Source organism: Chryseobacterium sp. UNC8MFCol (assembly GCF_000482305.1).
Lineage (GTDB): Bacteria > Bacteroidota > Bacteroidia > Flavobacteriales > Weeksellaceae > Chryseobacterium > Chryseobacterium indologenes.
Genome location: NZ_AXUZ01000018.1, coordinates 73,734 through 93,042, shown reverse-complemented (window position 1 = coordinate 93,042; position 19,309 = coordinate 73,734). Strand labels below are relative to the sequence as shown.

At 39.4% G+C, this 19,309-nt stretch carries 16 protein-coding genes and 1 riboswitch; of the genes, 4 read left to right on the top strand and 12 right to left on the bottom strand.

Annotated elements, in window-relative coordinates; all coding sequences use genetic code 11:
* Nucleotides 1-48: 48 nt before the first annotated feature.
* From secG to M030_RS0112765, 3 genes are all read right to left on the bottom strand, one after another.
* Nucleotides 49-402 carry a preprotein translocase subunit SecG gene (gene secG / locus M030_RS0112775; RefSeq protein WP_027373863.1) on the bottom strand — a complete coding sequence of 118 codons (354 nt, stop codon included), beginning with the start codon at nucleotides 400-402 and terminating at the stop codon, nucleotides 49-51.
* A 243-nt stretch (nucleotides 403-645) separates the two neighbouring features.
* Complete coding sequence (locus M030_RS0112770) at nucleotides 646-2,676, bottom strand: M16 family metallopeptidase (protein WP_027373862.1); 2,031 nt, start codon at nucleotides 2,674-2,676, stop codon at nucleotides 646-648.
* Nucleotides 2,677-2,684: 8 nt separating this feature from the next.
* A complete protein-coding gene (locus tag M030_RS0112765; protein WP_027373861.1) occupies nucleotides 2,685-3,998 on the bottom strand; it encodes a M16 family metallopeptidase in 1,314 nt (437 codons plus the stop codon).
* Nucleotides 3,999-4,236: 238 nt separating this feature from the next.
* Between M030_RS0112765 and M030_RS0112760 the strand changes: the two genes are divergently transcribed.
* Together M030_RS0112760 and M030_RS0112755 are read left to right on the top strand one after the other, a co-directional pair.
* Nucleotides 4,237-6,567: an ATP-dependent helicase gene (locus M030_RS0112760; protein WP_027373860.1), complete on the top strand. Its 2,331-nt coding sequence runs from the start codon at nucleotides 4,237-4,239 to the stop codon at nucleotides 6,565-6,567.
* A gap of 256 nt (nucleotides 6,568-6,823) precedes the next feature.
* Nucleotides 6,824-9,610: a TonB-dependent receptor plug domain-containing protein gene (locus M030_RS0112755; RefSeq protein WP_027373859.1), complete on the top strand. Its 2,787-nt coding sequence runs from the start codon at nucleotides 6,824-6,826 to the stop codon at nucleotides 9,608-9,610.
* Nucleotides 9,611-9,818: 208 nt separating this feature from the next.
* On the opposite strand, the gene tenA is transcribed toward M030_RS0112755, so the two are convergent.
* The 8 genes from tenA to M030_RS0112715 form a co-directional block, all read right to left on the bottom strand.
* Nucleotides 9,819-10,469 carry a thiaminase II gene (tenA, locus tag M030_RS0112750; RefSeq protein ID WP_027373858.1) on the bottom strand — a complete coding sequence of 217 codons (651 nt, stop codon included), beginning with the start codon at nucleotides 10,467-10,469 and terminating at the stop codon, nucleotides 9,819-9,821.
* Entirely contained in the window at nucleotides 10,456-11,289 is an 834-nt protein-coding gene (gene thiD, locus M030_RS0112745) for a bifunctional hydroxymethylpyrimidine kinase/phosphomethylpyrimidine kinase (RefSeq protein WP_027373857.1), read from the bottom strand. The genes tenA and thiD overlap by 14 nt, the downstream gene beginning before the upstream one ends.
* Nucleotides 11,286-11,915 carry a thiamine phosphate synthase gene (gene thiE, locus M030_RS0112740; RefSeq protein ID WP_027373856.1) on the bottom strand — a complete coding sequence of 210 codons (630 nt, stop codon included), beginning with the start codon at nucleotides 11,913-11,915 and terminating at the stop codon, nucleotides 11,286-11,288. Before thiE ends, thiD begins: the two co-directional genes overlap by 4 nt.
* Nucleotides 11,912-12,709, bottom strand: a complete 798-nt coding sequence (thiM, locus tag M030_RS0112735) for a hydroxyethylthiazole kinase (protein ID WP_185097393.1) — start codon at nucleotides 12,707-12,709, stop codon at nucleotides 11,912-11,914. Before thiM ends, thiE begins: the two co-directional genes overlap by 4 nt.
* A gap of 59 nt (nucleotides 12,710-12,768) precedes the next feature.
* A riboswitch (TPP riboswitch) is annotated at nucleotides 12,769-12,861 on the bottom strand.
* A 59-nt stretch (nucleotides 12,862-12,920) separates the two neighbouring features.
* Nucleotides 12,921-14,762, bottom strand: coding sequence for a carbon starvation protein A (locus M030_RS0112730; protein WP_027373854.1), 1,842 nt, complete (start codon nucleotides 14,760-14,762; stop codon nucleotides 12,921-12,923).
* A gap of 196 nt (nucleotides 14,763-14,958) precedes the next feature.
* Nucleotides 14,959-15,987: an alpha/beta hydrolase gene (locus M030_RS0112725; protein WP_027373853.1), complete on the bottom strand. Its 1,029-nt coding sequence runs from the start codon at nucleotides 15,985-15,987 to the stop codon at nucleotides 14,959-14,961.
* Between the two features lie 20 nt (nucleotides 15,988-16,007).
* Complete coding sequence (locus M030_RS0112720; RefSeq protein ID WP_027373852.1) at nucleotides 16,008-16,391, bottom strand: DUF3037 domain-containing protein; 384 nt, start codon at nucleotides 16,389-16,391, stop codon at nucleotides 16,008-16,010.
* Nucleotides 16,378-17,151, bottom strand: a complete 774-nt coding sequence (locus M030_RS0112715) for a HipA family kinase (RefSeq protein ID WP_027373851.1) — start codon at nucleotides 17,149-17,151, stop codon at nucleotides 16,378-16,380. The genes M030_RS0112720 and M030_RS0112715 overlap by 14 nt, the downstream gene beginning before the upstream one ends.
* 71 nt (nucleotides 17,152-17,222) lie before the next feature.
* On the opposite strand from M030_RS0112715, the gene M030_RS0112710 reads away from it, so the two are divergent.
* Nucleotides 17,223-18,065, top strand: coding sequence for an alpha/beta hydrolase family protein (locus M030_RS0112710; protein WP_027373850.1), 843 nt, complete (start codon nucleotides 17,223-17,225; stop codon nucleotides 18,063-18,065).
* A 68-nt stretch (nucleotides 18,066-18,133) separates the two neighbouring features.
* Nucleotides 18,134-18,646: a hypothetical protein gene (locus M030_RS24945; RefSeq protein ID WP_051585042.1), complete on the top strand. Its 513-nt coding sequence runs from the start codon at nucleotides 18,134-18,136 to the stop codon at nucleotides 18,644-18,646.
* 51 nt (nucleotides 18,647-18,697) lie between these two features.
* Here the strand turns inward: M030_RS24945 and M030_RS0112700 are convergent, their stop codons facing one another.
* On the bottom strand, nucleotides 18,698-19,306 hold the full coding sequence (locus tag M030_RS0112700) for a hypothetical protein (RefSeq protein WP_027373849.1): 609 nt from the start codon (nucleotides 19,304-19,306) through the stop codon (nucleotides 18,698-18,700).
* Between the last annotated feature and the right edge of the window lie 3 nt (nucleotides 19,307-19,309).

Sequence of the window (19,309 nt, the reverse complement as noted above, 5' to 3'; positions counted from 1 at the left end):
CAACCCGGATAGAGTTGCTTTTGTTTTATATCTGAGATAAGAATTTTCTTATTTAGTTGGTGCTACCGGTGTAGTAGCCGGAGTAGTTGTTGTAGAAGTAGCCGGAGTGCTTTGTTTTGCCGGAGCTTCTTTTTTAACGGGCTGCTGGGTAGGGGCCACTTGTGATGGTTTACCTGTGATCACAACGCTTAAAAGGATAAGAACGATGATAGTTCCGCCTAGAGTCCATGTTGCCTTTTCCATGAAATCATTGGTTCTTTGTACTCCAAACTGTGCAGATGATGCTCCTCCAAAAGTACTTGAAAGACCTCCTCCTTTAGGGTTTTGAGCCATAATGATAATTACCAATAAAATACTGGCAATCATAATAAGAACCATCAATAGTGTAAATATAGTATCCATTAATTCTGATATCTTTTTGAATGGGCAAATTTAATCTTTTTTTACCGAACAACAAAAAAAGATGTCTGTAAATATGAATTAACTGCAAAAGTTTATTGATCAGATAATGTTTTTAGGCTAAAAAAGAGTTGATACCGTCATTTTTAGAAGCGGGAAAGCATACAAAGAACATCAATTTTAAACTTTCCAGAAAAAAAAGCTGCCTTATTTGTAAGACAGCCCTTTTCTGTAAAAGAATATTATTTATTTAAAATCAGAATCCTTTGCCTGATTAAGCTGATAAGATTGCACGGTCATATTGATATCCATTCCGCCCATGTTCTGGATAATGGTAAACGGAAGTTTTACGCCTGATACATCTTTATAGTCTGCAAAGCTTGTCGGAATAGAACCTCCATCGCCTGCTTTTATTTCACCGGTTTTCAGTCCTGTTTTTACACTGTAATAGTATGTGTTTTTTGCACCCTTTACCACGTAGGAATCTTCGTTATTGTATTTTTCAATTCCGGTTAGCTTCAGGTCGGCTGATTTTGCAAACGTTAGTTCCGGGAAAAGCTCTGGTTCAGCCATCGAAGCTTTCTGCTTATCATTTAATGGCATTTTTTTACCCTGTCCCTCTACATATCCTTCTTTACCGTCAAAAACAATCTTCTGAACACTATTACCCATCATTTTCATATCCATCATCATTTTTCCCCCTTTTGCCTGGATCAGTTTCATACTCATATCCATTCCCTGGATTTTGGTGGTGGCATCAGCTGTTATCGAACTGATTTTTTGGACGGCTTGCAACCCGCCGATTGCGTTGATATATTTATCTGCTACAGAACCGATCGTTACGCTGGTATCCATTTTTTGGGCTGCAGGTTTGGTAACCGGATTGGCTTCTTTATCGAAATATTTTACAGGATATCCTAATTTCTCAAGCCCTTCTGCAATATCAGATGCCTTACCGGCAATAAAAATCCTGCTCTGGCCAGGAAGAATAGTTGTTTTTACGGCATTAGAAATATCTGATGCAGTGACTTTATCAATGGATTTCAGATAGTTGGTATAGAAATCAGCAGGAAGCTCCTGTACTTTTTGGTTAAGGGCAAATTTTGCTATTGTTTCAGGTTTTTCTAAAGCCATGATGAAAGCTCCTTTCAATTTTGCTTTAGCATTTTCCAGTTCTTCAGATTTTATCGTAGAAATCCCGTTTAGCTCATTCATCATTTCCTTCACAGCTTTATCCGTTACCTCATTTCTTACACTTGTCTGAGCAGAAAATTCCGGAGAATACTTACTTGGAGTAAGCATTGAATACGCTCCGTACGTAAATCCGTTTTTCTCCCTAAGGTTCATGAAAAGCCTTGCTTCACCGCCGCCGCCAAGAATATAGTTGGCCATCGTAGCAGGAAAATAATCAGGATCTTTCATCTTAAGATTGTTAAGATTGCTGACTGATAACACAGATTGTACTGCTGAAGGTACATCTACAACATTGATCTCGGTTTTGGCAACATTGGATGCCGGCTCTAATGCTGCAAATTTTGTATTTGACTTTTTCCAGCCTCCAAAAGCTTTTTCAATGTATGGTTTTATCTGCTCAAATTTTACATCTCCTACAATGACCAGATAAGCATTGTCCGGTGAATAATATTTGTTGTAAATATTCTGAACATCTGCCAGTTGGATCTTGTTGATAGACTCAATAGTCTGAAACTCTCCCCTCGAAGTGTTTTTCCCGTACATCAGAGCATGGGAAACTCTTGCTGCTATAGAAGAGGCATTTTTTTCATCTGCCTTTAACCCTTCAATAGTCCTCTCTTTTGCATTTTGGATTTCCGAAGCAGAGAATTTAGGGTTGACGATTGCATCAGCCATTAATGCCAGTACTTCTGGAAAATATTTGGAAAGAGAACTGGAAGCTGCACCGTCTGAGTTGAAATTCAGTTTTGCTCCTAAAAAGTCAACTTTTTTATTGAATTCATCTTTGCTCAGGTTGGTGGTTCCATTATCAAGCTGACTCGCCATGATTTCGCTTACCCCCGCAATATTTCCTTCATAATAAGGAGGCCTGTCCATAGAAAGAGTCGTGTTTACTATTGGAAGTTTATTGTTTTCAACTACCATTACCGTAAGTCCGTTACTGAGCTGGAAGGTTTTTGGTTGGGCAATGTTGATGGCTGGGGTAGGGCCCGGCTTAGGCATTGCATTAATATCAATCTTTTGTGCGGTAAGCATTCCTGCAAATAAAAATGCCGCTGCTATATAAGTGAATTGCTTTTTCATGGGTAAAATTATTTTTTCTCAGGAATGTAGTTGATAATGATTCTTTGATTGGAATTCAGATATTTTTTTGCTGCATTTTGAATATCCTGTCTGGTGATAGATCTGTAAATATCGATTTCCTTGTTGATAAGATCTGTATTTCCCATCAATACATGATTGGTTGCCAAAGACGCTGCAATCCCCTGAATGCTTGAATTTTGATTCACAAATTGATTTTCAAACTGATTTTGAAGCTTTTGATAATCCTCTTCAGAAATTAAAGTGGTCTGAAGCTTTTTGATCTCAGCATCAATGTCAGTCTGCAACGTCTGTTTTGTGGTTTGCCCCATCGGGATAGCAAAGAATGCAAAAATACTATAATCTTCAAGCCCCTGGTTGAAAGCAGCTACCTGAAGTGCCTTTTTCTCCTGGTCTACCAGTTTTTTATATAATACAGATGATTTACCATTACTTAAATAAGAAGAAAGCATGTCCAGAACATAAGCATCTTTCTCTTTGTTGGCAGGTGTTCTATAAGCAAAAACGTATGCCGGAAGCTGGATGTTCGGATCTGTTGCGGTAACTTCCTTTTCCTTTGTAATCGGACTTTCTTTAGGAAAATCTTTGGGATAAACGGTACCCTTTGGAATAGCACCATAATAGTCTTCGATCCATTTTTTAGTCTGTTCCGGTTTGATATCTCCTGCTACCACTAAAGTAGCATTGTTAGGAACATAATATTTTTTATAAAAAGCCTGGAATTCTTCAAGTTTTGCAGAATTAAGATCTTCCATAGAACCGATGGTTGGCCAGTTGTAGGGATGATTTGTAAACAGGTTCTTTTGAATCGTTGGGAAAAGATTTCCATAAGGCTGGTTATCCATTCTCAATCTTTTTTCTTCCTTTACTACTTCTCTCTGGGTATCCACACCAATCTGGTTGATTACTGCGTGGCGCATTCTTTCAGATTCCATCCAAAGGCCGAGTTGTTCATTATTCGACGGGAAAGTTTCATAATAGTAGGTTCTGTCGTTGGTCGTATTGGCATTGTTTTGCCCTCCGTTGGAAGATACAATTTTAAACCATTCTCCTCTTTTGATATTGGGAGTTCCTTCAAATAAAAGATGTTCAAAAAAATGGGCAAAACCTGTTCTGCCTTTTACTTCATCCTTGGCTCCTACATGATACATTACACCCGTAGTTACTACCGGAGCCGAGTTATCCTGATGAAGAATGACGTGAAGCCCGTTGGGCAGGTCATATTCCTCGAATTTGATTTGCTGTGCATTCAGCATGAGCCCGAAGAAAGCTACGGCAGCAGCAGAAAGAAGTCGTTTTTTCATAAACTTAGAAATTGTTTGTCAATAAGTAGAAAAAGTGAATTAAATGTTACAGAAGAGACTTTTATAAATTGAAATTGAAAGTGGATGGGTAGAGGATAATGATCGGTATATCTGTTTTCAAAATGTATAATTATTGTCCGGGTACAGGTTGTACAGGGCCTCTCTTATGTAAGTTTCTTTTCATAGTTTGAATTCTCCTCTGAATACATTAATTTTGTGTTCCCAAATTTTTTGCAGTATGGACTATTTGAAAGGACTCAATGAATCACAATATGAAGCCGTTACCTCTTTACAAGGCCCTTTGATGGTACTTGCAGGAGCAGGTTCCGGAAAAACGCGTGTACTTACAATGCGTATCGCCCATTTGATACACAATGGGGTAGACCCTTTCAATATTCTGGCCCTTACCTTTACCAATAAAGCCGCTCGTGAAATGAAAGAGCGTATCGCCAAAGTAGTAGGAGACAGCAATGCAAGAAGACTTTGGATGGGAACATTTCACTCGGTTTTTGCGAGAATTTTAAGAATTGAAGCCCACTATCTGGGATATCCTTCCAATTTTACGATCTACGATCAGCAGGATGCGCTGAATGTGATCAAAAAAGTATTGAAGGATATGAATATTGATGCCGACCTTTATAAACCGAAAAAAGTTCAGGCGAGAATTTCCACCTACAAAAATAATCTGATCACGGTAAAAGCCTATTTCAATAATCCGGAGCTGATGGAGGCTGATGAAAAGGCCAATATGAAGTTCATCGGGCAGATTTATCAACGATATGTAGAGCAGTGCTTTAGAAACGGATCTATGGATTTTGATGATCTTTTGTTGAAAACCAACGAATTGTTGACCCGTTTTCCTGAAGTGTTGGCCAAATATCAGGACAGATTCCGGTATATCATGGTGGATGAGTACCAGGATACCAACCACTCACAGTATCTTATCGTAAAAGCATTGGCTTCAAAATTTGAAAATATCTGCGTGGTAGGGGATGATGCACAGTCAATCTATTCATTCCGTGGGGCTAATATTTACAATATTTTAAACTTTAAAAAGGATTATCCGGATGCGATAACAGTATCTCTGGAACAGAATTATCGTTCCACGCAGAATATTGTAAATGCTGCGAACGTGGTTATTGCTAAAAACTTACAGCAATTCAAAAAAAACGTGTTCAGTGATAATGAAGAAGGTGATAAAATTAAAATATACCGCTCTCTTTCCGATGCTGATGAAGCTAACTTCGTAGCAGGAAATATCTGGGAACTGCGTAACAGAGATCAGAGGAAATACAGCGATTTCGCTATTTTATACAGAACAAACTCTCAGACCAGAGCATTTGAAGATGCGTTAAGACGTAAGAATATTCCCTATAAAGTATATGGAGGCCTTTCCTTCTATCAGAGAAAAGAGGTAAAAGATTTAATCGGTTATCTTCGTCTTCTGATCAATGAAAATGATTCAGAGGCGTTAATGAGAATCATCAATTACCCTGCAAGAGGAATTGGAGAAACCACTCAGAATAAACTGATTGTATTTGCCGATGCTCAGAATATTTCTGTTTCCAAAGTTTTGGATAATCTGCCAATGTACGCACCACAATTAGGGCTGAACAATGGGGTTTTAAACAAATTGAATGACTTCTGGTCGATGATCAAAGCTTTCCAGGTATTGCTGAAAACAGATACAGCATACAGTGTAGCAATGGAAGTGGCCAAACGAAGCGGACTGATCAAATTTTTAAAAGATGACCAGACACCGGAAGGAATTTCCAGGGTAGAAAACGTACAGGAATTGATGAACTCTATGCAGGGATTCATTGAAGAACAAATGCAGCTGGAAGACGGAGATCCAAGCCTTTCCAATTTCCTTGAAAATATTGCCCTTTCTGCAGATACACAGGATAAAGAGCTTGAAGATGACATGGTTTCCCTGATGACGATCCACCTTTCAAAAGGATTGGAGTTCCCGGTGGTACACCTGGTAGGTCTTGAAGAAAACCTGTTCCCAAGCTTTATGAGCTCAGCTACCAGAGAAGATCTTGAAGAAGAAAGACGATTGTTCTATGTAGCTTTAACAAGAGCGGAAAAGCAGGCATTTTTCTCTTATGCTGTTTCCCGTTTTCAGTGGGGGAAAATTACAGATGCAGAACCATCCCGATTCTTGAGCGAAATCGACGACGAATATATTGAGTTCCTTAATCCTGCCCTTGAAAAAAGATTTATCAATAATGCCGGCGTAAAATCCAATATTTTTGATGAGCATCCTTCTGAGATGAAAAGTTTCAGAAAAGTGGAGAAAAAGACTATTGACAGAGGAGAAACCTCGAAACCTGCTCCTGAAGCCAGAAAACTGAAACCGGTAAGTACAGCCAAAATCATCAATCCAAGCGGAGCTTCTTCTCAGGATATTGAAGTTGGAGATAAGGTAAGACATGATCGTTTCGGAATTGGTGAAGTGTCTTTCTTAGACGGTACCGACCCTCAGAACATCAAAGCAAAAGTTATTTTCATCCATGAAGGAGAAAAAAACCTGATTTTAAAATATGCGAAACTGACAAAGATTTAAGCATAAAATACTTCAATAAATATAATTAATACAAAACGGATTCAAATGTGAGTCCGTTTTTCTTTTTAACATTTCCGCTATAGATTTTTTTGTTAAATCGTAACGGTTACATGAAAAAAGAATTAACTTTAATAAGGGATAGAAAGAAACGATAATTATTTTTTATAAAACAAAGTCTATTATTTTTGTGGACTAATGAATAAGTTTTACATTTGCACCTTGTAAAAACATAAATGTTCAATCAAATTCTAACTAAATGAGAAATAAAAAAACTATTCTTTCGGCCTCTGTTCTATTTTTCCTTGGGGTATATACCTTCGGACAGGAAAAAGACAGCATCAAAGTAAAAAAAGACAGCATAAAGACCAATAATGTAGAAGAAGTAGTGGTACTGGGCTCCAGAGCCGGGGCAAGATCAAAAACTGACAGTCCGGTTCCTGTGGATGTATTCAACATCAAGGAATCTTCAGTCATTTTACCACAAAATAATATTGGCCAGATTCTGAATGCTATAGCTCCTTCTTTTACGTCTACCATTCAGACCAATTCAGATGGTACCGATCACCTGGACCCTGCTCAGCTTAGAGGGCTTGGCCCTGATCAGGTATTGGTTCTGATGAACGGAAAGAGAAGACATACCTCAGCATTGGTCAATGTAAACGGAACTCCCGGAAGAGGAACGGTAGGAACCGACCTGAACGCTATCCCGTCTTTTGCTTTAAACAGAATTGAAGTATTGAGAGATGGGGCTGCTGCCCAATATGGTTCAGATGCCATTGCCGGAGTCATGAATCTTGAACTTAAAAGGGATACAGGAAAACTGGCCGGCCAGATCAGCTACGGAGGCAATTTGACCCCTGCCGCTAATGACCATACCGGAAACTTTGACGGGCAGAATATTCAGCTGGACCTGAATTATGGTAATAAAATCGGGACCAAAGGTGGTTTTTTCAATATTACCTGGTCCTCGCAATTCAGAAATCCTACCTACAGAGCAGGAACAGAAAGTGCTCCTATCTATAATGCCTACAACGCCATCGAAAGACGTGCACTCAATGACGGAGTGAACCTTTCTTCTCTGTTTAATAATATAGGAAATACTCCTAATTCTCAGCAATTGGTAAATTATATCCATCAATATGCCAAGAATGTGGATTATTTTTCACAAAAGTTACAGGATGATATTCAGGGAGCCAACACGATCGGAGCATTACAAAATGTGTTGAAATCCGGAAGTTTTACCAGGGATCAGCTTAACTATATAACGGATCAGGAATTGGCCTACAGAGGGCAGACCAGAAAGGATTTCAATATGCAGGTAGGACAGTCTAAACTCAATAACCATCAGCTTTTTATCAATGCTGAGGTACCTGTGAGTGATGATTGGAAGGTCTATACTTTTGGAGGCTACAGCCTGAGACATGGTACTTCCGGAGGATTTTACAGAAGACCAAGTGAAAGCAGAACCTTTACGGGATATTATCCGGACGGTTATCTTCCACAGATCAGTACCGATATCCAGGATATCTCGCTGGCTGCCGGAATCAAAGGAAAATGGGACGGCTGGCATGTCGATTTGAGTAATACTTTCGGGCAAAACTCTTTTACATATAACATCGGCAATACAGGAAATACGTCGTTGCGGTTTGCTTCTCCCAAGGAGTTCAATGCCGGAGGTTTAAGATTTACCCAAAACACCATCAACCTTGATTTTTCTAAGAAATACGATGTCCTGGAAGGATTAAATGTGGCTTTTGGAGGTGAACACCGTTTTGAAAATTTTAAAATGACCGCAGGGAAAGAAGCTTCCTATGCTACCTATGATGTTTTCGGAAATGTCTGGAACGGAAATTCCCAAAGACCTACTGATTTCTTTGGAGCCTCACTTCCGGGTGGTTCACAGGTGTTCAGTGGATTCAGACCTGAAAATGCTGTCAATAAAAACAGACAGTCAGTAGCAGCGTACGCAGATCTTGAATTCAATTTTACAGACTGGCTTTTGGTAGATGCCGCAGCGAGATATGAAAATTATTCGGATTTCGGTTCTACTTTTAATTATAAACTGGCCTCAAGAATCAAAGTAGCCCCGAATTTTAATGTAAGGCTGGCGGGATCTACAGGATTCAGGGCGCCATCCATTCACCAGATCTACTATAATGTTACGTCTACCCTGTTCGTAACTTCACCTCAGCTGCCAAACGGACAGCTTCTGGAGGTTGGAACATTCAGTAACGATTCACAGGTGGCAGGATTACTAGGAATACCAAAACTGAAACAGGAAACATCCAAATCGGCCAGTGTAGGATTTACCTATAAAATCCCATCCGTGAATTTAACATTCACTGCTGACGGATATTTTACCAGGATTGATAACAGAATCCTCCTTACTGACCAGTTTTTAAAAGCCAGTGTGTCTGATGACGCCAAAAAAATCTATGAGCAGTTAGGGGTGAATGCAGCACAGTTCTTTACCAATGCCATTGATACGGAGACAAAAGGATTGGATGTGGTTATCTCTCACAATGCAAGATTTTCCGGGGTAAAATTAGATAATAATTTTGCCATAAACCTTAACCAGACAAAACAGGTGGGAGATATTCACTCTTCCGGGCTTCTGCGATCTCCGGAGCTTGAAAAAATCTATTTCTCTGAAAAATCAAGAGTCTACCTGGAAGAAGCAGTACCGAGAGTAAAAGCGAGTCTTTCTCATACCCTTACCTGGAAGAACGCCAGTTTCTATCTTAGGAATACCTATTTTGGTAAGGTGACCGGTGCAGATGTACTCGATGTCAATGGAGACGGTGTCATAGGATTCAACGAACATCAGAAAATAGGAGATAAGATTATTACCGATATTTCTGTGGCGTATCAGTTCACTAAAAATATCGGACTGACTTTAGGGGTCAATAACCTGTTTGATATTTATCCTACGAAAAATCTTCCCGCTTCGGCCAATAATGACCAGTTTGTCTATTCACGGTCTACTTCCCAGTTTGGACAAAACGGACGATATGTATTCAGCAGGCTTAACTTCAACTTTTAATCAAGACTGATATTTATAAAAAACGGAACTTAAAAATGAGTTCCGTTTTTTATTATATAGTGTTGGAGAAGCCATAATAGGTATATCCTGTGTTTCTTTTTGCCTTTAAAAATTTATGATTTAATAGGTAAATCTTGCATTGCTGTAAATCACAAATTGAAATTTTCAGTGATTAGGATAAAGCTTTAACTTCCTTCCTCCAGCGTCCTTACTTCCATTTCTTCAGTTCATAGGCTGCTTCCCAGAAGTGATATTCCATTCTGGATGCTGTGGCAAAGGCTTCATTCATTTTTTTTCTTGTTTCTTTGGTCGTGTTTTCAGCTAATCTGTCACAGATGGCGATAGCCTGATCTACAGCTGTTGAAAATTCTTCTCCCGCATACGTGGCAATCCATTTTTCATAAGGATTGTCAACTGTATTTTGAATCTCATAAATATAATTTCCAACCTCGCGATAAATCCAGAAGCAGGGTAGAACTGCTGCAACGGCAATTTCTACAGATTCCAGCGCTGCAGTACTTCTCAGAAAGTGAATATAATGATGACATGCAGGTTCTAAAACTCCCTTATCTGTTAATCCAAAATCTTTGAAGTAAGATTCATGAAGGGCATTTTCCACAACAATGGCATTTTCTGCAAAGCGCATAAAAGCCAATACATCATGAAGATCGGTAATTTTCGCGGCAATTAAAGAGAGAGTCCTTCCAAAATGCTCCAGGTATAAAGAATCCTGGGCCATATAAAAACGGAATTTATCTTTTGGTAAGCTGCCTTCCGATAATTCTTTGATAAAAGGCATATTAAGAATTGACTGATAGCATTCTTGTATTTCCTTCCAGGTTGATTCAGACCATTTCATTTTTGATAAGTTTTTGAGGATTAAAAAAATGGTTCAGCGGTCCGTTTCCGTGACCAGTTTGTACATCGGTTCCATTTTCTATGGCCTGATAAACATATTGCTGCCCAAGGGAAACCGCCTCAAATAAATTTTTTCCCTGAGCGATATATGCTGCAATGGCGGATGAAAGGGTACAGCCTGAACCGTGGGTATTGTTAGTATTGAATTTTGTTGTTTCAAAAGAGTGAAATTTTTCATCCTCATCATAAAACAAAGAAGTAATTGTTGAGGTTTCCTGATGACCGCCTTTGAGAAGAATCGTTTTACAGCCCAGCTTTTTGATTTTGGCTCCTGCAGTATATAAATCTTCCAGGGTTTCTACCTTTATATCGGCTAAAATCGCAGCCTCGTCCATATTGGGGGTGATGACATCTGCAATGGGAAACAACTTTTCAGTAAGTGCTGTGATTGTTTTTTCTTCAATCAGACGGTGTCCGCTGGTGGCAACCATTACCGGATCGAAGACCACAGGTATTTTGGGATATTCTGCCAAGGTGGAAACAATGGTTTCTACCAGTTGAGGAGTATGAACCATTCCGATTTTAATAGCATCAGGAACAATGTCGTCCAGAATTGCCTTTATTTGATCCGCCACTGCTTCTACAGGTACAGGATATATTTTTCGTACCCCCTGAGTATTCTGAACAGGCAAAGCCGTTAATACCGAAGTAGAATAGCAACCTAAAGCAGAAGTTGTTTTAATATCAGCCTGAATACCGGCACCACCGCTTCCGTCGAAACCTGCAATGGTCAATACGGATGGATATTTATATTTTTTCATTTTACAATTTCATTTTTTAATTCATAAGCTGCTTTCTGAGGATCTGCAGCGCTGCATATTGCAGAAACGACAGCAAGGCAATCTGCTCCGGCATGGATGACTGCCTTTGCATTTTCCACCTGAATATTGCCTATCGCTACCAAAGGTTTTTGGGTGAGTTGCCTGATTTGATTAATTCCTTCCAGTCCCCATTCTATGATAGTGTCTGTCTTGGTTTTTGTTTTAAAAACAGGACTTATTCCCAGATAATCAGCTACTGCAGTTTGTTCATTGTCAAGTTGTGTCAGATCCTCTATAGAATAACCGATTATTTTATCCTCAACAAGAGGTCTCAGTTCAGTAGGGGCCATATCATGGTTACCAACATGAATACCTGCTGAATTTGCTTTTTCCGCAACAGTGATATTATCGTTGATGATAAGCGGAATATTATATTTATTTGTCACTTCAATCAATTGCAACGCTTTTTGAAGAAATATTTCCGTATCGTCATTTTTTTCGCGGAGCTGTATAATATCTACGCCACCAAGTATGGCTTGTTCTGCAACTTCCAGAAAGTTTTTCCCCCTGCAATCTGCTTGAGAAATTACCAGGTATAACGAGTAAGGGAAAGTTTTCAGCCTCATGATTTTGTAAGTTTTAAATGGCCTGTAAATTCTTCTTCAGTCATATTGTATAATTTGTCAGTCAAATGAACCTGAAGACTGCCCGGACCATTGCTTTCACGAACAGCCAGTTCGCCCGCTATTCCTAATAATGCCATGGCAGCAGCAGTTCCGGATGCTTTATCTTCTGTAACCCCGATGAAAGCACCAATCAATGCCGTAGCAGAACATCCCAGTCCTGTTACCTTGGTCATAAGAGCATGCCCGTTTTTGATCTGTATAGATTGATTTTGGCTAAGAATGATATCCGTTTCTCCCGATATACAGACGATGGTGTTATATCGGTTAACCAGGATTTGTGCGGCTTCAACAGCGTCATAGCTTGCTGCTGTACTGTCGACTCCTTTAGTGACGGTTGTATGGGTTTTGGCCAGAGCAATAATCTCTGAAGCATTTCCCCGGATTACGGTAGGATGAAATTGTAATAGGTGCTGCAATGTCTGGTCCCGAAAAGAAGTAGCTCCCGCACCTACCGGATCCAATACCCATGGCTTATGGAGCATATGCGCGGTTTCAGCGGCTAAACGCATGGATTCTGCCCAGTATTCATCAAGGGTGCCGATATTAACAACCAGAGCATGAGCTATACTGACCATTTCTTTGATTTCAGAATGCGCATGCGCCATAATAGGAGAGGCTCCAGCAGCCAGAAGGGCATTGGCTGTATTGTTCATCACTACATAGTTGGTAATATTGTGAACCAGAGGAGACTTTTGTCGTACAAGCTGAACGTGTTGCCAGAGAATTTTTTCCATTGTTATTATTCAAAATAAAATAGCTTTAGGAAAAATCCGAAACAAAAAGACATAAGAAATCATGTCATTTTGCTTTTCCCTACGTCGGTGTAAGCCGTATCAGGTTCAAAGGGACTCTCTCAATTCTTTTCAGAATACCCCTAAAGCAAAACAAATGTATAAAAATTATCACAGGAAGCAAAGACCTTTAACAGATTTTGCTGAGCGTCTATCATCTCTCTACCAGCTCTTTCACCGGTTCTCCGTAGTAATCAATCTCTGTTGTTTTGATTTGAAGAAGCTGGTACCATTTTCTGAAAGCTCCTATGAAAACAATCAGCATCAGGACCATGGCCGTTACGGCTAAGGCAGCTAATAAATACTGTTCTTTCGGAATATAAATGCTGGTCACCTGAATATATCCGGCCCAGAAAGTAATGATTGCCATAAAAACACCGGGAATAGCCGAGCATAATGCATACTTTCCTCTGTTCATCCTGATCAGCATCGTAGTACAGACAATCAAACCACAGGCAGCCAGCAGCTGATTACTAATGCCAAATAATGGCCAGATGCTGCTTACATTTCCGGTGTATACCAGATAGCCCCAGGCGAAAGTAAATAGCAAACTGCTGATGATAATTCCGGGAACCCAGTTTTTATCATTGAATTTTGGAACAACAGAACCCAGCATTTCCTGTAGAAAGAAACGTCCCACTCTGGTTCCTGCATCAATAGCCGTAAGGATGAATACCGCTTCAAACATGATGGCAAAATTATACCAGTACGCTGTCAGTTGATCCATATAAGGGATTTTGTTGAAAATGTGAGCCATTCCCACAGCCAGCGAAACAGCACCACCGGTTCTTCCGTAAAGGTCAATACCAATTTTTTGAGAATAGTAATCAATATCAACTCCATGTAATGTAGGATGTGCAGCCAGAAATGAATCATAAGCGTCTTTCGGAGTATTGATGGCAAAATAATCACCGGGCATCAAGGTACATGCGGCGATCAGAGCCATAAGGGCTACAAAGCCTTCTACCAGCATAGCACCGTATCCTACGAAAAGAATTTCTTTTTCTTTATTGAGCATCTTGGGAGTGGTTCCCGTGGCGATTACCGCATGAAATCCGGAAATGGCTCCACAGGCAATTACAATAAAGATGAAGGGAAGTACCGGGCCGCCGATCACAGGACCGCCTCCATTTACAAATGCAGTAATAGCCGGCATCTGTACAGTAGGATGAATGACAATGACGCCAATGGCCAGCATAATGATTGTCCCGATCTTAAGGTAGGTAGAAAGGTAGTCCCTCGGAACTAAAAGCAACCAAACCGGTAATACGGATGCCAGAAAACCATAAAGGGGGATGGCTATAGAGATGGTTTTAATATCCCAGGAGAATAAATTATTCATCGTAGGGTTCTGCATAAGACCATGTCCGCCGATAATGCCGGCAATTAACAGGATTCCTCCCAGAATACTGGCAAAGAGAACGCTGTTTTTTTTGTAACGCATGATCAATCCCATGATGATAGCGATGGGCATTGTGATGACTACTGTAAAGAGTGACCATGAGGCTTCATGCATCGCATTGATACAGGCAAGGGATAACCCCGCAAGTGTAAGAATTAATATAAACAGGATCGCAAAGCCGGCTACGGTTCCCGTAGTTTTACCGATTTCTTTTGAAGCAATAGTGGCGAGACTTTGCCCTTTATGCCGTACAGAAGCAAACAATACAACCATATCGTGCACCCCGCCACCCAGCACGCAGCCTATCAGGATCCACAATGCACCGGGAAGATATCCGAATTGGGCGGCGAGAACAGGTCCTACCAAGGGCCCGGCAGCAGCAATGGCTGCAAAGTGATGCCCGAAAAGTACGTTTTTATTTGTTGCTACATAATCTTTACCGTCGGCAAATTCCACGGCAGGGGTCGTATGTTGATCATTAAGCCGCAAGACTTTGTTTGCAATAAAAATACCGTAAAAACGGTAGGCAATAGCAAAAATAAGTACAGATACGAATATAAGGGTTAGAGCATTGATATTGTCCAAGAAATCCATATTCTTCAGGTTTTAAAGTAAATAATTTAAAGTATTGTCTTTTTTGTTGAGAATAAATTAAATATTAGCCAAGGTAATTATTTTTTAAATAAAAACTAACGATATGTATATCAATCTAGCAAATTTTTTGCTCCGTTTTTATCTGTACTTTTATTTATGGATGTTTAAACAATTTTAACAGATCTAAAGTATAGTTTTATTTTTTCTGCGAAACAATAAAATCTACTGTCTGATCTGTCATTTTATCAAGAGCGGTTTTATCTGTTGTGGAAAAACTGTGCACTCCGTTGTCAATAATAATTAAGGAAGTTTCTACTTTGGCTCTTTTAAGTCTTCTGTACAATTTCTTAGACTGGCTTAAAGGAACGATCTTATCTTTGTTTCCCTGGACAATTAAGGTCGGAACTCCTGTTTCAGTATATGTTGAAGGAGATATTGTTTTGAGATAATCGATGGCTCTGTCCTGATCTTTTTGCAGATCGTATCCTGAGATTCCTTTTACCAGACCTTGCTGTAAGCTTACAATCTTTTTTGAAATCATTCCTACCATAGCTACCGGAATAGTCCCCAGTCTGGTATGGAAAAGCTTGTTCAGATCTACCGGTCCGTAATGATCGACAACATAATTCACTTTTGCAGAATATGGTGAAAGGTCAGGGCTTCCTTTAAATGTATCATCGGGAGTGTAGGCTGCTACGAGAGACAGATGCGCACCGGCTGATGCCCCGAAAAGGCCAATATTGTTGGTGTCGAAATTATATTTTTCAGCATTTTTCCTTACCCATCGCACCGCGTCCTTGGTGTCTTGCAATGGGAGAGGGAAGTGGGTGCTGTCATTGAGAAGGGTGTAGTTGATACTGATAACGGCATATTGTTTTGCCATCAGTTTGGCGATCGTGTTTTCCAGGTAATTATCTGCATATACGGCTTTGCTGCCTTCTATCCATCCGCCGCCGTGAACATAAATCAATACCGGAAGTTTGCCTGAGATATTTTTCGGAGTGTAAAGATCCAGAGCCAGGGAATCTCCTTTTTTACCGGTTTTATAACCAATATTTTCAGAAATTGTAGCTATTTCAGGGAGGAGTGTACTTTTTGCCCTTTTCACTTTTTCAGGTGACTGAGAAAATGATTGAGCAAAAGTAAGGGAAGACGAATTTAAAAATAAAATAAAAAACAGGCTTGCAAGAAACCTGTTAATCGATATGTAGTTAAATAATTTCATACTGTTTTTTTGAGAGAATCTTATTTTACTAACTCCTCAAAAAGTTTACCAAAAGTGGCTTCAAGGTCCATAGATTTTCCGGGATGAGGTCTTGAAGTTTGAACGACCGCACTTCGCACGGCAGTTAACCAGCGGAAACGCTCCGGAATATCAAGCTGGGCAATCGGCCCTCCTTCTTTATCGCCATTGGCAATTTTCTGAAAACTTGTCAGATTCTGAATAATATCATCATAATCCAGCTTGCTGTGCATCAGTTTAAATTTATCCGGACACAAATAGAATTCTACTTTGATGAATTTTTCTTTTTTTGAAAACATCACTAATCCGATATTGAAAAATTCTTCTCTTTCAACTTTGGGTACCAGGCGTATTACCGCATATTCATATATTTTATCCTCTTGCATTTTTAGCTTCGTTTACAAAGATTTGAGAATTTTCTAATCTGGTTTTCATAAACTGAAAATAAATCTCGCGAATTTCATCGGGAGTTTCATCAGCATCATTCCAGTGCAGCCAGTCTTCAGGAATAGAATTGACAATATCTCTGAAAAGATCGTCATTCAGTACTTCATGAGCAAATCTGTCTGCTTCATCAAGCATTTTAGCTTTAGGCAGCAGTACGTGGTCTTTCACATATTTGAAAGGTGTTTTTGCCGCAGCATCAAAATTCTGCCATGAATGATGAAAGTAGAACGAAGCACCATTATCAATAATCCAAAGTTCTTTATGCCACATCAGCATATTGGTATTTCTAAAAGTACGGTCGATATTGGTAATAAATGCATCCAGCCACACTATTTTTGATGCCAACAGCGGATCGACACTCACACCCGGATCATAGGTAATGGAGCCGGAAAGATAATGTAGTCCAAGGTTCAGACCTTCTGAAAATTTCAACAGATCCTGTATTTCTTCGTCTGCCTCGGTTCTGCCAAAATCAGCATCAAGATGGATAAAAACAAGCTCAGGAATCTTTAATCCCAATGCTTCCGTAATCTTTCCTCCTAAAAGTTCAGAGATCAGCATCTTCACCCCATGGCCGGCACCACGGAATTTTAACACATATTTGAAATCATCATCAGCCTCTGCCAGAGCCGGAAGTGAACCTCCTTCTCTCAGTGGCAGAATGTAACGCTTCACGGTTACAGTTCTTAAATTCTGCATGACACAAAAATAAGCTTATTTTTTTATAGTTTTTTTCATAAATTTCGATTAAAATTAATTGTATTTGTCGTATGAATCTGACTATTAAGAAAAATATAAGGCTGGAAAATCCGGAAACAAGAAGCTTTCTTGCGGATAGCTTCTATACTGAAGGACGTGAAAAACAACCTTTGATCATCTTTGTTCATGGCTATAAAGGCTATAAAGACTGGGGTGCCTGGGATCTGATGGCAAAAAAGTTTGCGGAAGCAGGTTTTTTCTTTGTAAAGTTCAATTTTTCACATAACGGAACAACGGTAGAGGATCCTCTTAATTTTGCAGATCTTGAAGCATTTGGAAATAATAATTACTCAAAGGAATTATCTGATCTTGGTTTAGTGATTGACCATTTTATTGCAAATCCCCAAGTGGATGAGGAAAAAGTCATTCTGATCGGTCATAGCAGGGGTGGCGGCATTTCTATCATTAAGACCTTTGAAGATGAAAGAATCAACGGATTGATTACGTTGGCAAGCGTTGATACGCTGGAGCGGTTTCCGACAGGAGAACTTCTTGAGAACTGGAGAAACAAAGGGGTGTATTTTGCTTTTAATGGCAGAACCAAGCAGGAGATGCCCCATTATTACCAGTTTTATGAAAATTATAAACAAAACGAGCATCGTTTTGATGTAGAACGCGCTGCTGAAATGGCTAAAGCCCATATGCTGATTGTTCATGGAACGGATGATGAAGCGGTAGAGGTGAAGCAGGCAGAGCATCTCCATATTCTTCATCCCAATTCGGAATTATTCCTTATTGAAAATGCCAATCATACGTTTGGAGCTAAAGAACCCTGGACAGAAGACGAACTCCCTAAAGACCTGAATACTTTGACAGAAAAATGTATTGATTTTATCAACAAGAAGATGTTTTGAAAAAAAGGTTTTTAAAATAAAGTAATTTGAAATACGTTATACTATTAAATCACCATATTAAATTAATTATGAAAAAGGTTATTGCAGGCGCATTGGCGCTATCATTATGTACAGCTGTAGTTTCTTGTAAGAAAGAAACGCAAACTCAATCTTCTGTAAGCACAGATACACTGGCTACCGTACTTCCAAAGGATTCCGGAGCTGCGCCAAAGACTGATTCGGTATCGTCAGCACCTTCAGCATCCGCCGGCATAGAGTCTATTACTAAGAATGACGGAAAGTATCCGCATGAAGTGAAGCTGTTTGAAGATAAAGCTTTTACAGACAGGCTGAAAAAAATCTTAGGAAAAGAATATGACGGAATGGTAACAGCGTTCAGCGTAGAAAGCCCTATAGTATCTGAAAACGGGATTTATAAACTGCACGGATGCAAGCAGCATGACTGTCCGGGGTATGCCACATCTATCTATTATGATTCTAAAAATGACAACCTGAATGTCTCTATTGATAAAAACGGAAAGATTTCAGATTTTACAGAAAACGGAAAGATTTCGGTTTCAGAATCTTTGAAATCTAAATAGAATAAAATATTACAATGTAACGAAAAAAGGAGTGAAACTGTCACTCCTTTTCTATTGAATATCGTCTGTTTTTACGGCGTTCTTTTTTAGCGATTTTAACAGAGCCCTGAAGTTTTTCATGGTCATCATTTCTGTTGACGGATCGAAGACGGTGGCCTTTTGATCTTTCTCTACAGAAACTTCTGAAGATGCTTTGAGGGAATATATTTTTTTCATGGTGCCAATGTCATACACCTCCATCATGGCAAATGTTTCATTCTTTTTATATTCATACTGAAGGCCAATGGAATTATCCAGGCTATTTCGCACCTTTAAGGTATAAATATTGACCAGAAAATTATAATCAGAATTGTTTTTCAACACTTCAAGATCTTCAATTTCGGGTTCAAACGGTATGCTGTTTTGAATGATATTTTCCGCTTTTGCTGTTTTTAAATCAGAGGCTTTACCATTGCTTAATTTCTGAAATAGTTCCAGGACTTCTTTGCTCATCATTTCTCTGTGATGAGTGCTTACACCGGTTCGGATATCATTGATCAGCCATTTTTTGTCTTTTGAAAAGACGAGCGATTTACTATAGATCCCGTAATCTTTTCTTACCGGATAATAACAGGATTGCAGTGCTATCACCAGCAAAAATAAGAAGATAAGCTTTTTCATGGC

Excerpts from the sequence above, each read along its gene's own strand:
- secG (WP_027373863.1), bottom strand. The coding sequence starts at position 402 with ATGGATACTATATTTACACTATTGATGGTTCTTATTATGATTGCCAGT.
- M030_RS0112770 (WP_027373862.1), bottom strand. The coding sequence starts at position 2,676 with ATGAAAAAGCAATTCACTTATATAGCAGCGGCATTTTTATTTGCAGGA.
- M030_RS0112765 (WP_027373861.1), bottom strand. The coding sequence starts at position 3,998 with ATGAAAAAACGACTTCTTTCTGCTGCTGCCGTAGCTTTCTTCGGGCTC.
- M030_RS0112760 (WP_027373860.1), top strand. The coding sequence starts at position 4,237 with ATGGACTATTTGAAAGGACTCAATGAATCACAATATGAAGCCGTTACC.
- M030_RS0112755 (WP_027373859.1), top strand. The coding sequence starts at position 6,824 with ATGAGAAATAAAAAAACTATTCTTTCGGCCTCTGTTCTATTTTTCCTT.
- tenA (WP_027373858.1), bottom strand. The coding sequence starts at position 10,469 with ATGAAATGGTCTGAATCAACCTGGAAGGAAATACAAGAATGCTATCAG.
- thiD (WP_027373857.1), bottom strand. The coding sequence starts at position 11,289 with ATGAAAAAATATAAATATCCATCCGTATTGACCATTGCAGGTTTCGAC.
- thiE (WP_027373856.1), bottom strand. The coding sequence starts at position 11,915 with ATGAGGCTGAAAACTTTCCCTTACTCGTTATACCTGGTAATTTCTCAA.
- thiM (WP_185097393.1), bottom strand. The coding sequence starts at position 12,709 with ATGGAAAAAATTCTCTGGCAACACGTTCAGCTTGTACGACAAAAGTCT.
- M030_RS0112730 (WP_027373854.1), bottom strand. The coding sequence starts at position 14,762 with ATGGATTTCTTGGACAATATCAATGCTCTAACCCTTATATTCGTATCT.
- M030_RS0112725 (WP_027373853.1), bottom strand. The coding sequence starts at position 15,987 with ATGAAATTATTTAACTACATATCGATTAACAGGTTTCTTGCAAGCCTG.
- M030_RS0112720 (WP_027373852.1), bottom strand. The coding sequence starts at position 16,391 with ATGCAAGAGGATAAAATATATGAATATGCGGTAATACGCCTGGTACCC.
- M030_RS0112715 (WP_027373851.1), bottom strand. The coding sequence starts at position 17,151 with ATGCAGAATTTAAGAACTGTAACCGTGAAGCGTTACATTCTGCCACTG.
- M030_RS0112710 (WP_027373850.1), top strand. The coding sequence starts at position 17,223 with ATGAATCTGACTATTAAGAAAAATATAAGGCTGGAAAATCCGGAAACA.
- M030_RS24945 (WP_051585042.1), top strand. The coding sequence starts at position 18,134 with ATGAAAAAGGTTATTGCAGGCGCATTGGCGCTATCATTATGTACAGCT.
- M030_RS0112700 (WP_027373849.1), bottom strand. The coding sequence starts at position 19,306 with ATGAAAAAGCTTATCTTCTTATTTTTGCTGGTGATAGCACTGCAATCC.